Genomic DNA, 14,761 nt, shown 5'->3' with positions numbered 1-14,761 from the left:
GGGATTTCCGCTTTTTTTTGTCCCGAAAAGGGTTTAATTTTTAAAGAGAATGGACCTGGTATTTTATTAGTAAACCTTCAATGAAAAAAAATGAAACACAAAACTTTACTTTTACCGGTAAAACCGCTGCTGCTTCCTTTATTACTATTCATGTTATTAAGCGGATCAACGTCTGTTGCACAACGCGCCTATTATGTAGACATTACCAAAACTACCAATGGAACAGGGACGATCGGGAGTCCCTGGAACAATGTTCTCTCTGCTATGTACGGCTCCGGTCAGGCCGACACCTCCGATGTGACCGTTTATTTCAGACAGGGTACCTATTTTCTGACAACCGATACGACCGTTTACATTGGCTCCAATAAGAGCGGAAGTAACGGTCATTATTTTACGTTGCGGGCATATCCCGGAGAACAGGTGGTTTTTGACGGTTCCCGGTTAAAAACCAATTATTCCTATATGGTCAGTATTGCCGGCGCTAATAATATCAGGTTGCAGGGGCTAACGTTTGCCAACCTCCTTGATTCTACTTTATATGGCATTTACATCTCCGGTAATTCCAGCAATATCGATATCCGGTCTTGTATATTCAGAAATTTGTTATGGAACAGCGATACTGCAGAAGCCAAATTTCCCGGATCCGGAGATAAGAATATTTATCCCATTTATATTGCCGGCGCCAGCAACCTGCCTACAGGCGTACTCATCGACACCTGCCGTTTCGTTACGATCGCTCCGGGGTATTATGCAAGCCTGGTCACTGTCTCCGGGACTGCTGGCACCGTCACTCAAACGGCAAATGTGGACTCCAATATCATTTATAAAAAGCCGCGTTACGAGTTCTATGTAAGTCCGTCAGGAAACGATACGACAGGAACCGGGTCAAAAGCGAAGCCCTGGAGAACAATCAATTATGCCGTCAACGGGGCTGGGTATGATTTCAGCACGGTTCCGCCGGTATTACTGGATTCCAACATTACAATTTATCTGCGAAACGGAACTTATCCGTTGAAGGCCGGCGTATATATCGGGCACATCAGGGGCCAAAACGGGAAATGGTTTACGGTCACCAATTATCCGGGTGAGGATCCGATTGTCGATGGGGGTGGACTGACACAAAAATATTCCTGCCTCTTTATAATTGACAGTGCAAAAAATGTATTGGTCAGCGGGTTGAATTTACAGAATCTGACCAATGATGCCAGTTTAAAAAGTGTCGATCCCCTTACCGGTGACACCCTGAAGGATGTAAGGTATGGGATCATTATATCCGGGACCAGTTCCAATATCCGGATCGTCAATAACGACCTGTATAATATGAAATGGACGCGGGATACGACAAAAGCCAAGAACCCCGCACCTAACGATGTACTGAGTGCCATCACGGTGTTGGGGAATACCAATAGCGCGATCAGGGGGCTGCTAATCGATAATAATAACGTGCATAATATTGTCCCGGGGTACGCAGAAGGGGTAACCCTTAATGGAAATGTCGATTCCTTTGCCATTACAGGCAATGAAATTTACGATGTGGCCAATATAGGGATCGTTGCAGCGGGAAATTATAAATGGGTGCTGAATGGATATCCCACGTTGCTGAAGGCCAATAATCAATCCAGAAATGGGTTGATAAAAGATAATTCCGTTTACCGGTGTATCTCCCCGGTAGCTCTTTCCGGAGGGATTTATCTCGATGGTTCGCGGAATGTCACTGTTCAGGGAAACGAAAGTTACAATAATGGGGTCGGGATCTCCGTCGGTAATGAACAGGATTCCAGTACCAGCGGCGGTCACCTGATCATCAGTAATAACCTTTGGGACAATCTGGAAGCAGGAATATACCTGGGAAGCAATAATCTAACCTCAGTGGTAGACACCGTTGTCGTAAAATACAATACGATCTCCCATGATTTTACCATTAATCCCTCCCTGTATAGCCGGGCAAATGGTAAGTATGGAACGCTTGATACGGCAGCCAGAGGACCGGAAGTAGTGACAAACCGGATCCGGCATCTGACTTTTGACGAGAATGAGATCTATTCCTCCTCAGATAATGTGCTTGCCTTTGCCTATTCCCAGTCCAATCTGACTTTCACCTATAACGAATATTACACACAGCATAACAATGCCTGCAAGGCTTATTTCCTAAGGGATACCGTTGGACTTGGATATCCTCAGAAAAAAGACACGACCTTTCATCAATATGGATCGGAGACCGGTCTGGATACAACCTCTCATCTGGGGGGAACCGCATACAACAGACACGGCTGCGGAACCCATTCAACCGCTTTCTCCTTACACGCAGCAAACAGCCTGGGCTCAGTATTTGACGATGGGCAGCCGGGGGTATCGATTTTCCCTGATCCGGTTATCAATAAATTGACGGTCCGGATCAAACAGGACCAAACCGGCCCTGTCCGGCTGGAGCTCTGGGATCTTAGTGGACGTATATTGCTAAGACAGGACAAACAATTGGCCGCGGGGGTAAATCTGCTGGGATGGGATAATATCCGGCAGGCTGCAGTCAGTCCGGGCGTTTATATCCTGCACATTACAGGGACTGCTCAACCGATAACCCGGAAAATCCTGGTATTATAAAAGAGAGGGGCAAAACAGTTAATTATTCCGGATCCGGAATAACACCGGGTTCGGAATAATTATTGAGGATCGTGGATCACTAATTGGGATTGTAATAAAATATGGTGGATAGGAGGGTTATCAGGGTCTTCCGAATTTCGCTCCAGTAATTGTAAGAGGATCTCTGTTGCTTTTTCCCCCTGTTGGTAAGGAAATTGCTCAACGGAAGCTATGGGAGGATTTTCCAGGTAATCGCAGATGGATTCATTGGCAAAACTGACAAAATAAATATCCTTGTTGACCTTGATCTTTGATTTTTTGGCATATTGAATACTGTCCATGGCAACGTAATCATTAAAGGCAATAATTGCCGTGGGTCTTTGTTTCCCATCCAAAAGCTGTTGCATGGCCTGACAGGTGCTTTCCTTGGAAAGGTTGGAAGTGACTACCAGGGAGAGGTTAATATCCATTTTGTTAAGCGCAAGGGCTTCCTTAAAAAATGCCAGTCTTTCCTGGCTGGCCAGTAATTTTTCAGGGCCGTTGATAAGGGCGATATGCCGGTGTTTCCTTTTTACCAGGAAACTGATGGCTTCCTGCATCCCTGAACCTAGATTGGCCGCTATATAATGAATGTCCGGCATATTGGGTATCCGGTCAAAAAATACCACCGGTATCTTAAGTTTCTTTAAAAGTTCAAAATGTTCGTAATTCGTAGTGTTCTTTGAAATGGAAATGAGCAGCCCATCGACCCGGTTCGATTTCATAGCTTCCACCAATTGTTTTTCCCGTTCTTCATCATCCCTCGACTGGCAAAGAAGAACAGTATATTTTTTTTTGTAAGCCACATCCTCGATGCCATTTACGATCGAAGCAAAAAAATCCTGCGAAAGATTGGGCAGGATAACCCCTATCATGGAGGTCCTTTTTTGTTTAAAAAAGATGGCTGCCTGGTTCGGCTCATAATTTAATTCCCTGGCAAGTTTGTGAACCTGCGTTTTTGTACGCAGACCGATACTGTAATGATTATGGAGAGCCCTGGATACTGTGGAAACAGAAAGATTTAATTGTTGGGCGATGATTTTTAGTGTGGGCAAATTATTGGACATAGCAGCGTCTTGTATAACTAAAGATAACAAAAACAAGTCATTCGGAGACTGGACTCAACCGATTGCGCAATTTAAATTTGCGCAATCGGTTGATAAATTTCCAGGTCCGCGCTTACTGTACCTTTAAACAAAAGAATGAGCAAAACTTATAATATCTTACATTGACTGGTAAGGTCCATTGCCATATTAATAACCCATACAACCGTAACAAAAATGAATTTATCCTTCCAGAACCGGACCGCTATTGTCACAGGAGCAGCGAGTGGCCTTGGTCAGGCCATTGCCCGAAAATTATCAGCGTTGGGAGCCTCTCTGGCCCTCTTTGATCTGAATGAAGATGACCTGCTTGTCACCCAAAGATCACTTTCCGGAAAATCAAAAATTTATAAAGTTGACATTACCCTTGAAGCAAAAGTAAAGGAGGCCGTGTATGACGCAGCTGACCGGTTTGGCAGCGTGGATTTGCTGGTGAATAGCGCGGGGATCACCGGAAGAACGAATATAAAAAGTCATGAAGTGGAAACAGAAGATCTGTTGAGGGTATTCCAGGTCAATTTTATGGGCTCCTGGAATACGTCCAAATTTGTATTGCCCTTTATGCTGAAAAATAATTACGGGCGTATTCTTCATATCGCCTCTATAGCCGGGAAGGAGGGGAATGCTGGCATGCTGGCCTACTCGTCCTCAAAAGCTGCAGTAATCGGGATGACCAAGGTACAGGGAAAAGAATATGCGGAAACAGGGATAACTATCAATGCCCTGGCCCCTGCGGTCATCAGGACGGCATTGGTGGATGCCATGCCGGAAGAACAGGTGCGGTATATGACCGATAAGATTCCCATGAAACGTTGCGGAACCCTTGACGAGGTAGCAGATATGGCCATGTTTGTTTTATCTCCGCAAAACAGTTTTACCACCGGTTTCACCTTCGATTTGTCCGGCGGCAGGGCCACTTATTGAACCAGGCAGTCTAATAACTTTTTCTATGTTACTTACTATTTTTCCCTTTTTCCATCCTTAAAATCAAACCGGTCATGAATCCATCTCAGAGCATGCATTCTTCTGTTGAACCCAAATCTTTACCGGTTGGGGTGGTCGGGCTGGGTCTTATGGGATGCAGTATCGCCACCTGTTTGTTGATTGCCGGTCATCCGGTCATTGCTGTAGCACCCATTCCGGGAGACTTGTCCCATGCCGGCAGCCGGATCCTGGAGCATCTTAAAAGGTCTGCCCAGGAAGGAATGATCCATGAGGATCCTGAGTATTATCTGCCCCTTCTCAAGATCACCGAGGATTATGGTGAATTAAAAGAATGCCGGATCGTAATTGAATGTACATTGGAAAACCTGGTCATAAAGGAAGCTGTTTACCAAAAAATAGAAAGGGAGATAGCAGAAGATGCTATTCTGACTTCCAATACGTCCGCTATCCCGATCAGCATCCTGCAGCAGCATACCAGCAGGCCGGCCCGGTTCCTTGGTTTACATTGGGCCGAACCTTCTCATACAACCCGTTTTCTGGAGATCATTTGCGGTGATCAAAGCGATATTGCCAACGGGGAATATCTTTATGCTGTTGCCCGGAATTGGGGAAAGGAGCCGACCCTGGTAAGAAAAGATATAAGGGGCTTTATTACGAACCGCCTAATGTATGCTATGTACAGGGAAGCGTTTAATCTGGTCGAGAACGGGTATGCCACCATCGAAGACGTAGACAGGGCCTGCCGTAACAACGCAGGATACTGGATGACCCTCGTAGGCGTTTTCCGGTGGATGGATCTGACGGGAGTACAGGCTTATTATACCGTCATGAAAGACCTTTTTCCTACATTGAGCAATGCTACCGAAGTGCCCAGACTGATCGAAGATATCGTAAGGGACGGTGGGAAAGGAGTCGCTAATGCCAAAGGATTTTATGAGTATACGCAGGAAGAAGCCAAACTTTGGGAAGAGACCTTCGTTCAATTCAGTTATGAGATCAGGAGATTAGCCCTAAAATATCCTGCTGATATCGTAAAAAAGGAGCTGATTAAAAATAACGGCACCATCCAGCCATAAGTTCCCCGATTTTTATTTCATTTTAAAAGAACAAAATGCTATTATTGACCATTCGGAATACGGATGACATAATATATAAGTTTTTTTAAAGTGTAACCCATGTCCATTTCTCAGACCATCCCGCTTCCATCACGGGCAACCACGATAAGCCCAAAGGGAAAAGTGATTACGACAGCCAGCATTCCTCTTTATATTTATGCGGCGTCTCTGGCTTCCATACTGACTGTTATCGGGATTTTATGGGATATATCCTGGCATCGGTCCATTGGAAGGGATAAATTTCTCTCTCCTCCTCATATCCTGATCTACCTGGGGGCTATTTTCGCCGGTTTGTTCTCGGGCGTTCAGGTATTATGGAACAGTTACCGTCCAACCGAGGAAATAAAAGCATCCTCGGTTAAGGTCTGGGGGATATTTTATAGTTCGCTGGGAGCCATGTTTTGTATCTGGGGAGCTATTGCCATGCTAACTTCGGCTCCTTTTGACGACTGGTGGCATAGCGCCTACGGATTGGATATCGTTATCCTTTCCCCTCCCCATGCGCTTCTCGGCCTGGGTATGTTGTTTCTCCAATTCGGGGCCTGTGTAAGTGTAAGTAAATACTTAAATAGTAACAGCTATGCAATGAATACTTCGGCAGACCGCCCAATGCAACCAGTCTTGCTGAAAGGATTGTTTATTATCAGCGCAGCCAGTTTAATAACGATGATCTATACCCTGGGAATTGCATTCCTTCATACCAGGAACATGCGGCATGCCCTTTTTTACCAGATCGTTTCCTTTATCACCCTTTTATTTCTGCCTGCTTTTGGCCGCGTATTACGAATGAAATGGGGAATGACAGCCATTGCCACCGGGTATTTTCTTATATGCGCTCTGACAAACTGGACCTTGCAGTTATTTCCAGCCGAGCCAAAACTCGGGCCGGTACTGACACATATAACCCATTTTCAACCCGCTCCATTCCCCTTACTGATCGTACTGCCACTTCTGACCATGGATTGGGTAATGCAACGGGCCAAGGCAAATGACTGGCTGAATGCAATAGTCCTCAGCCTTCTTTTTGTGCTTATCATACTCCTTATTCAATATCCTTTAAGCGGTTTTTTGCTGGAGTCTCCCGACGCCCGTAATTGGATTTTTGGCGCCGCATCCAGGACCTACAGCGAATCACCGGATTCGGTCTTCCGGTATAAATTCAGGGCCGGAGATATTGAAGCCTTGCCCGCCCTGGCAAAAGGGATCGGTCTGGCTATAGGCACGGGGATCCTGGTTGCCAGGCTCAGCCTTCGGTGGGGAAAATGGATGCAACAAATACAACGATAACCTTCTTTATGAAAAAACAGCTGATCCTTTTTATCGTAGCCTTGTTGCCGGTTTATGGCCTGTATGCCCATGTCGGAAGCCCTGGTGTTTCTATGGAAGGGACGGCGGGTCCTTATCATCTGTTGGTGATGATCAATCCTCCGGATGTTATTCCCGGAACAGCCACCATAACCGTCTTTGTTCAAAATGGTCCCGCAACAAGCGTATCTGTTCAGCCTATTTATTTTTATTCGGGAAAGAACGGAGCACCGCCGGCTGATCAATTGATAGCCGTTTCAGGACAACCCGGTAAGTTTACAGGAATCGTTTGGTTGATGAACAATGGTTCGGCAAGCATAGAGCTGCAGATCACCGGTCAGGCAGGAAGGGGAGAAATGATCGTGCCGATAATGGCTCTTTCCACCGCTGAAAAAAAGTTGCCGGGGATAACCGGAGGAAGTCTGGTGATCCTTGGAAGCTTACTATTTATCCTTCTTGTAACAATTGTAGGTGCAAGTGTCGGGGAAGGGATAACAAAAAAAGATAAAACAGTATCGCCGGCAGGAAAACGTTCCAAAAGAATCGCTTTTGCGGTAGCGGCAGTTTTATCCTCTTTGATCGTATATGGTGGAAACCGGTGGTGGCAGGGATTGGCAGGAAATTATCAGAAATATATGTTTAAGCCCATGCATGCCGCCTATGATCTCAGGCAAAAGGATGGCGCCAATGAACTTTTCCTTACTATCGATACGCTCCATGCGCAAAGAAGATCCGGATTGTCTTATGTAATTCCGGATCACGGAAAATTAATGCATTTGTTTATTATTCGTATTCCAGCTATGGATGCTTTTGCCCATTTGCATCCTCTCCGGTTGGATTCAGCGACCTTCAAAACCGATCTCCCTGCTTTGCCGAAAGGAAAATACCTGGCCTTCGCGGACATAGTTTATCATTCTGGTTTTACGGAGACCTTAAAGGATAGTTTCACTATTAATCAGGACCTGAATGATAGTCTTCACCGGATGGACCCGGATGATGCTTACGCTTTTGCGCTGGCCTTGCCCGACGAAAAACCAGACCAAAAGGCAGAACGCTCTTTCCGGGAGGACAGGAATACTATTGTTTGCCGGAAACCCGGAGCAGGGGTAAAAATGAAAGACGGATCGGTTATGGTTTTGAATGACATGAATGGCGAGGGGTATCAAACCGGCCAGTTATATGCCCTTCATTTTACGGTTTTTGATTCCAATAAACAGCCTGCCAACCTGGATCCTTATCTGGGAATGAAAGGACATGCAGCGATCATCCGGAACGACGGGAATGTTTATATCCATATTCATCCGGTAGGGACCTATTCGGTCGCTGCCCAGGAAGACCTGATCGGGCGGGTAGCAAAGGATATTAATGAATATCAATACCCGGACAGGGAAAAATTCCGGGATAGCATCGACGGTCTTGTCAGAAAATGGAAGAATATGAATGAAAAGGAACGCAATGACCTTTTGATGAAACAAATGAAAATGCCGGCAATGAAGGGTATGAATGGTGACAGTAGGAATAGCCTTAGTTTTCCCTATACCTTTCCTCAACCAGGCTTGTACAGGATCTGGGTACAGGTGAAAATCAACGGCCAGGTATTGACAGCCGCCTTTGACAGAACGGTGATATAAACCAATTTTAACCTCCCTGAATGTTTTACGGTAAATTTGCAGCCATGTTTGGCAGAAATTTTAGTTTATTAAAATACCTGCCATATAATTTAATTTGAATTAAACTTTGTAAATAGCTGATCTTGATCAAAATAGGAAATATTGAATTGTCGGAATTCCCTCTTTTGCTGGCCCCGATGGAAGACGTAAGTGACCCTCCATTTCGGGTAGTTTGTAAGGAGAATGGGGCAGATTTGTTATTTACCGAATTTATTTCCAGTGAGGGGCTTATCCGGGATGCGATGAAATGTCGCAGGAAATTAGACATATTCGAAGAGGAAAGACCAGTTGGGATTCAAATTTTCGGGGGTGATGAGGGCCGCCTGGGTATGGCTGCGGGCATCGTGGATATAACTAAACCCGACTTGCTGGACATTAATTTCGGTTGCCCGGTAAAAGGGATCGTAAGTAAAGGAGCAGGGTCAGGTGTTTTAAAAGATATTCCCTTAATGATACGGCTGACAGAGGCCTGTATAAAGGCTACCCGTCTTCCGGTGACCGTAAAAACAAGGCTGGGTTGGGATGAGCAGACTAAAAATATCGAAGAAGTTGCCGAACGTTTACAGGATATCGGTGTTGCTGCCCTTTCCATTCACGGCCGGACCAGGTGCCAGCTTTACAAAGGGGAGGCTGATTGGGATCTTATCGGCAAGGTCAGGAATAACCCCAGGATAAAGATACCCGTTTTTGGAAATGGAGACATAGACAGTCCGCAGAAAGCCCTTGAATACAAAAACCGTTATGGAGTCGATGGGATCATGATCGGCAGAGCTGCAATCGGTTATCCCTGGATCTTTCGGGAAATAAAACATTACCTGGCGACAGGTGAGTTGAGAAAAGGCCCCACCGTGGAAGAACGGGTGGCGGTTTGCAGAAAGCAGTTGCGTAAATCCGTGGACTGGAAAGGTCCGGTTGCTGGCGTTTATGCCATGCGACGGCAATATTCCCATTATTTGAAAGGTTTGCCGGGTATCAGGGAATTTCAAAAAAGAATGGTCCTGCTGGACAGGATCGAGGAAGTAGAGGAGGTTTTACAGGAAATAGTGACCACTTATCAGGGATTTGAAATAATAAGCACCCCGATCGCATTGATCAATTACCACGAAAATTGCACGTTGTAACCACGGCAAAATGATTTATGTCTCTTCCTTTTAGTAAACTCCTGTCAATCTGCATTTTTTAATACCGTAAGGACATTTTCCTGCGGACAGACTGCTTTATTATTTTGGCAATAAGGTTTATGATATTGTTCCAGGAAAAGTTTCTTGGAATCGTGGTATTCGCTCACGACACCGATCTTGCTCATTAGTTTAATATAACACCAGGCCAGATCCAGCTGATAATTCAAAAAACCACTGCGTGCGCTTGAAGGGTAGAGGTGATGGTTATTATGCCATTCTCCAGCCACGATACCAGGCCATATTTGGTTTATCGACATGTCCTTTCTGTTGAAATCCATACCATCCTTTCGTTTGTCCTTTCCTTTCCCATGTCCTTCAAAATTAAAGGTGCGGACTCCGATGGCCCAAAAACCAGCCGCTCCGAACAGGGCGCAGGCAAGGGCGTGGCCTCCTAATAAATAAAAGGCAAAGTACCAGAACGACCAGTTCAGCACACATAAAAGAACAGCCTTGTACGGATTCACGATAGACCCCCAGGAAAGGTACTGGGCATAAGAATTCGGCTTTACTCCGGTATGTGCCATCAAACCTGCCAGACGGCCATAATCGGCTTCATTCAGGTTGCGGGCAATAGGCTGATGATTGACATCCGCGAGAAAACAATAAAGGAATCCGGCAGAGGCATTATAGGGATCTCCCGGCTGATCTGACTTTGCGTGGTGGACATGATGCGAGATAACATATATTTCTTCGGGAATTATACTAATAGTAAGATTTTGCGTAACAAACTTCCAGAATTTATTACTAAACCTATACGCACTGTGTGTACAATACCTATGGTACCAAATTGTCCCGTGTGTTCCCATTACGATCATGCTGTACACAAAAGCTATTGCCAGCACGCCAAAACTGAAATAGTTAAAAAAGAAAATAAATAAAAAAGGGACTAAAAAAAAGATCTTGGCCCAACTGAAAAAGGGTAGCCAGTTCTTTTTACTCTTAAATACATTGAGCCGGGAAAAAAACTCCTTCAGGATCTGTTTGTGGGAAGGTTTGATCAAATTCTGATCGATATCCATCCAGCCGTAGGCAGGAGGTTCTAAGGCACGGTCAAGTAAGGGCATTTTTTTGTTCTATTAATGGTTAGTAATCAGAGCCCTCCTCCTAAAAACAAAATCTTAGATAAGCAACTTCTTCGTTTAAAAGAATTATTCACCTAAGATGCTATGTAGCAATCGTTTAAATTAGATGAGCCTTTAACACTCCCTGAATGTAAACAATTTTTCGCCTTTATTACATATTCGTTGGCCGAATTGTCTTATTTACCATTTATTTATCATTTAAATTGTTGATTTGAATCTTTTTACGGCATCGAATGTCTCACCCGGTCTTTAATCCTGGCCCCGGCTGCGGCATCCACCAAAATTTCGCAATGAGGATGTAATTGTACAACGGAGGCAGGGATATCTGTAGTCACCGGGCCCAGAACGGCTTTTTCGATAATTTCCGCTTTATGGGCTCCTTTGGCGATCAATATGATTTTCCGGGTATGCATGATATTCTTAATTCCCCGGGTCAGTCCGCCCAATTCTACCTCGGGAGCTGTCTGTGTTTCTCTGCGTACCCGCGCTTCGAAGTCCGGATCCATGGGGGAGACCCAGGTCTCTTTTTCAAAGGGAGTTCCCGGCTGGTTGATTCCTATATGGCCATTGGCCCCTATGCCCAGCATTTGCAAGTCGGCGCCCCCCCGCGCTGCCAGCCGCTGTTCGAAAAGTTTACACTCTGCCTCAAAATCGGCAGACAGGGTGGGAGGCATGATAAAATTTTCCTCTTTTATGCCCAGGGGGCCTGCAATTTGCCGCAAAATCATCGTATAACAGCTCCCGGCATATTCTCTTGGAAGGTTCGTCAATTCATCCACATTAAAAAGGGTAATGCCGGCTACATCAAATGGATATTGCCTATAGATATCCGAAACGATCCTATGCATATCAAGGGTAGTCTGCCCTGTAGAAAGGCCAATGACCGCAGTTGGTTTTTCCAGCATCTGGGCAATGATGCGCCATGCCGCCATTTGATTAAATTCCTGCTCGTTCTGCGTGATCGTTATTTTCATTTTTCATTTTTTACGGATTGGTTAAATCTTCCCGGATCCCAGGGACGCCTTATTCTTTTCCTAATGCGGTAAAAAAGGCATCGAATGCAAATGCCGCATTTAGTTCGTCTTCTCCTTCAAAAGTTACAGAGATCAATTCGCCGTATTGGAGAGATAAGGAAAGAATATTCAACCTACTGTTCAGTCTCACTTCCTGCCCGGCCTTTTGTAAACTGATCATGGAATTGAATTTTTTGGCTAGCCGGACAAGGGTGGTAGCTGGCCTGGCATGAAGCCCTTCAGGGGCCATAATCGTGTAGTCTTTTGTGATCATAGGTTTGTTTCCTTTAAATAGGATATGATATCTTGTGAGTTATCCATTTCCATAACCTTCCTGCAAACCTCTTTTGCTGCAGATAAAGAGTGGTTCAGAATAAGTTGTTTTATAAAGGGAATGGAGGGCGCATTCATAGAAAATTCTTCCAATCCCATTCCCAATAACAAAAGCGTAGCCATCGGATCGGCAGCCAATTCGCCGCAGAGCCCTACAGAAATATTGTTCTTATGCCCCTGTTCAATCGTGTATTGAATAAGCCGTAACAGGCCCGGGTTGAATGGATCATAGAGGGATGCTATCTTTTCGTTCATTCTGTCAACTGCAAGGGTATACTGACAAAGATCATTGGTGCCGATACTGAAAAAATCCACCTCCTTAGCCAATATATCCGAAGTTATGGCGGCAGAAGGGATTTCAATCATAATGCCAATCCGGATTTGGTGGTCAAAAGCAATCTTACTTCTGTCTAATTCCGCTTTGGCCACTTCCAGGACTTCTTTTGCTTCCCTTATCTCCTGCACATTTCCGATCATAGGGAACATAATCCGGATATTTCCAAAACACCCTGCCCGTAAAATGGCCTTCAATTGAATCCGGAACAGGTCTTTCCTGTCCAGGGAGATCCTGATGGCCCTGTACCCGAGAAAGGGATTTTGTTCCACTGGCCATTCAAAATAAGATAATTGTTTGTCTCCTCCGATATCCAAAGTCCGGATGGTGACAGGTTTGTTCCCGGATCGCAGGGCAACCTGTTTATAAAATTCAAATTGTTCATCTTCCGTTGGAAAAGAATCCCTGCTCATGAATAATAATTCCGACCGAAAAAGTCCAACCCCTTCTCCGCCATGATCGGATACCGCATCCATGTCACCGACCCCGGATATATTGGCCAATAGTTTTATGCTTGCTCCGTCGGAAGTTATGGCCGGAACATCCCTTAATGATTTTAGCTCCGAAGTTTGACTTTCATCCATCTCTTTTTTTAATCGGTATTCTTTCATCTCCTGTGGATCCGGATTAACCACCACTATTCCCTGTAAGCCGTCTATAATGAGGATATCGTTATTCCTGACCTCCAGTAACCCTTCCCCGCAGCCCACTACAGCCGGGATGCCTCTCGATCGTGCAATAATGGCGGCATGGGAGTTTTTTCCTCCGATCCGGGTTGCAAAACCTGTTATCGGGGAAATGTGCATCCCCAGCAAATCCGATGGGGCGATATCCTCAGCAATGATAATAATAGCTTCGCCGGGAAACCCGGTATCTGCAATATTTCCAAGGCTGCTATTTTCAGGAAAGGGAGCTTCTGTTCCCTGTAAATGTTGTAAGATCCTGTTGCCAATATCCTGTATATCGGCTGACCGGGCGCTCATATATTCATCCTTCATGTTTTTAAACAATTGAACGAATTCTCCGATTACCTCAATGATCGCATCATTTGCGTTTTTCCTGTCCTCCTTAATTTTATGAACAAGTGCTGTTTTGAGTTGAGGGTCATTGAGCAGCTCAATATGAACCTCCAGGATTTCCAGCTCTTCCTCCCCGGATCCCGGTTCGACACCAGTTTTGATAGCTTCGATCTCGCTAATGGATAATTGGACGGCCTGGTCATATTTTTCTATCTCAGCCAGCATCTCCGTTTCATCATTCAAAAGGATACCGGTATGTACCGCTTCCTTTTTAAGTAGAAGCCTGGCTTTCCCAATGGCAATACCGGGTGAAACTCCAATCCCTTTCATTCCTGTCAATTATGTTGTTTTCATCGGAACTTTGAATGGGGATTCCATATCATCGAAACGGCCATTATAACGAAGCTTTCGCTCCTGGTCGAAAATAAAGACATGGGGGGTGGCCACCGGTCCATAGGCCTGGGATGCCATTTCTGATTCACCATCATACAAATATGGGAAATTGAATTTTTTTTCCCTGGCCCGGACCTTCATATCTTCAAAGGAGTCGCCAAGGTCGGAATAATCCAATTCGGCCAAACACAGGGATTTTTCATCGTTAGGCATTATGGCAACAACAGCGACACCCTTCCCGGAGTAATCCTTCGTGAGTTGTATAATACGGTCCTCGTAAGCTTGTGCGGTAGGACAATGATTACAGGTGAAAACCAGGACCAGAACAGAAGCCTCCTTAAAATCCCCCAGCCGGTACATTTTGCTGCTTACGTCGGGAAGGTTAAAATCCGGTGCTGGCGCTCCGATTGCCAGGGTAGGGTGGTCGTCCTTTATAATTCCAGGGATTTGAAAGGCGATTGATGCCACCCAGATGATCCATAACAGGATCCTCGGTATATTAATCAACCTTATCATTTTCATAATCAATCGTTTAATAATCCTTGGACAGCTAGCTGAAGATATAGTATTCAAAATTCTAATTCTGTAATTAAAAAACCTATTTTTTCAATAAGGAATTATCAGGGTTTACTACTACATCACTACTACA

Annotated in this window: 12 protein-coding genes; 6 read left to right on the top strand and 6 right to left on the bottom strand. The window is 45.0% G+C overall.

The window, feature by feature from the left end:
• Positions 1 to 90: 90 nt before the first annotated feature.
• On the top strand, positions 91 to 2,601 hold the full coding sequence (locus ACX0G9_RS13625; RefSeq protein ID WP_459065470.1) for a right-handed parallel beta-helix repeat-containing protein: 2,511 nt from the start codon (positions 91 to 93) through the stop codon (positions 2,599 to 2,601).
• Between the two features lie 59 nt (positions 2,602 to 2,660).
• Here ACX0G9_RS13625 and ACX0G9_RS13620 read toward each other — a convergent pair whose 3' ends face one another.
• Positions 2,661 to 3,686, bottom strand: a complete 1,026-nt coding sequence (locus ACX0G9_RS13620) for a LacI family DNA-binding transcriptional regulator (RefSeq protein ID WP_459065469.1) — start codon at positions 3,684 to 3,686, stop codon at positions 2,661 to 2,663.
• Positions 3,687 to 3,899: 213 nt separating this feature from the next.
• Between ACX0G9_RS13620 and ACX0G9_RS13615 the strand changes: the two genes are divergently transcribed.
• The 5 genes from ACX0G9_RS13615 (at position 3,900) to dusB (ending at position 9,878) form a co-directional block, all read left to right on the top strand.
• Positions 3,900 to 4,646, top strand: coding sequence for an SDR family NAD(P)-dependent oxidoreductase (locus ACX0G9_RS13615; protein ID WP_459065468.1), 747 nt, complete (start codon positions 3,900 to 3,902; stop codon positions 4,644 to 4,646).
• 74 nt (positions 4,647 to 4,720) lie between these two features.
• Positions 4,721 to 5,743 (top strand): 3-hydroxyacyl-CoA dehydrogenase family protein, encoded by a 1,023-nt coding sequence (locus tag ACX0G9_RS13610; RefSeq protein ID WP_459065467.1) that lies wholly within the window; start codon positions 4,721 to 4,723, stop codon positions 5,741 to 5,743.
• 99 nt (positions 5,744 to 5,842) lie between these two features.
• Positions 5,843 to 7,069 (top strand): hypothetical protein, encoded by a 1,227-nt coding sequence (locus tag ACX0G9_RS13605; RefSeq protein ID WP_459065466.1) that lies wholly within the window; start codon positions 5,843 to 5,845, stop codon positions 7,067 to 7,069.
• 8 nt (positions 7,070 to 7,077) lie between these two features.
• Complete coding sequence (locus tag ACX0G9_RS13600) at positions 7,078 to 8,718, top strand: hypothetical protein (protein WP_459065465.1); 1,641 nt, start codon at positions 7,078 to 7,080, stop codon at positions 8,716 to 8,718.
• A 122-nt stretch (positions 8,719 to 8,840) separates the two neighbouring features.
• On the top strand, positions 8,841 to 9,878 hold the full coding sequence (dusB, locus tag ACX0G9_RS13595; RefSeq protein ID WP_459065464.1) for a tRNA dihydrouridine synthase DusB: 1,038 nt from the start codon (positions 8,841 to 8,843) through the stop codon (positions 9,876 to 9,878).
• Between the two features lie 44 nt (positions 9,879 to 9,922).
• Here dusB and ACX0G9_RS13590 read toward each other — a convergent pair whose 3' ends face one another.
• The 5 genes from ACX0G9_RS13590 to ACX0G9_RS13570 all read right to left on the bottom strand — a co-directional run bounded on the left by ACX0G9_RS13590 (position 9,923) and on the right by ACX0G9_RS13570 (position 14,634).
• Complete coding sequence (locus tag ACX0G9_RS13590) at positions 9,923 to 11,002, bottom strand: fatty acid desaturase (protein ID WP_459065463.1); 1,080 nt, start codon at positions 11,000 to 11,002, stop codon at positions 9,923 to 9,925.
• A gap of 239 nt (positions 11,003 to 11,241) precedes the next feature.
• Positions 11,242 to 11,994: a 6-phosphogluconolactonase gene (locus ACX0G9_RS13585; protein ID WP_459065462.1), complete on the bottom strand. Its 753-nt coding sequence runs from the start codon at positions 11,992 to 11,994 to the stop codon at positions 11,242 to 11,244.
• Positions 11,995 to 12,043: 49 nt separating this feature from the next.
• Positions 12,044 to 12,307, bottom strand: coding sequence for an HPr family phosphocarrier protein (locus ACX0G9_RS13580; protein ID WP_459065461.1), 264 nt, complete (start codon positions 12,305 to 12,307; stop codon positions 12,044 to 12,046).
• On the bottom strand, positions 12,304 to 14,049 hold the full coding sequence (gene ptsP / locus ACX0G9_RS13575; protein ID WP_459065460.1) for a phosphoenolpyruvate--protein phosphotransferase: 1,746 nt from the start codon (positions 14,047 to 14,049) through the stop codon (positions 12,304 to 12,306). The genes ACX0G9_RS13580 and ptsP overlap by 4 nt, the downstream gene beginning before the upstream one ends.
• 9 nt (positions 14,050 to 14,058) lie before the next feature.
• On the bottom strand, positions 14,059 to 14,634 hold the full coding sequence (locus tag ACX0G9_RS13570; RefSeq protein ID WP_459065459.1) for a thioredoxin family protein: 576 nt from the start codon (positions 14,632 to 14,634) through the stop codon (positions 14,059 to 14,061).
• Between the last annotated feature and the right edge of the window lie 127 nt (positions 14,635 to 14,761).

This window comes from Flavitalea flava (assembly GCF_054461575.1).
The sequence above is the reverse complement of the archived record's forward strand: the minus strand, read 5'-3'. Positions and strand labels throughout refer to the sequence as shown.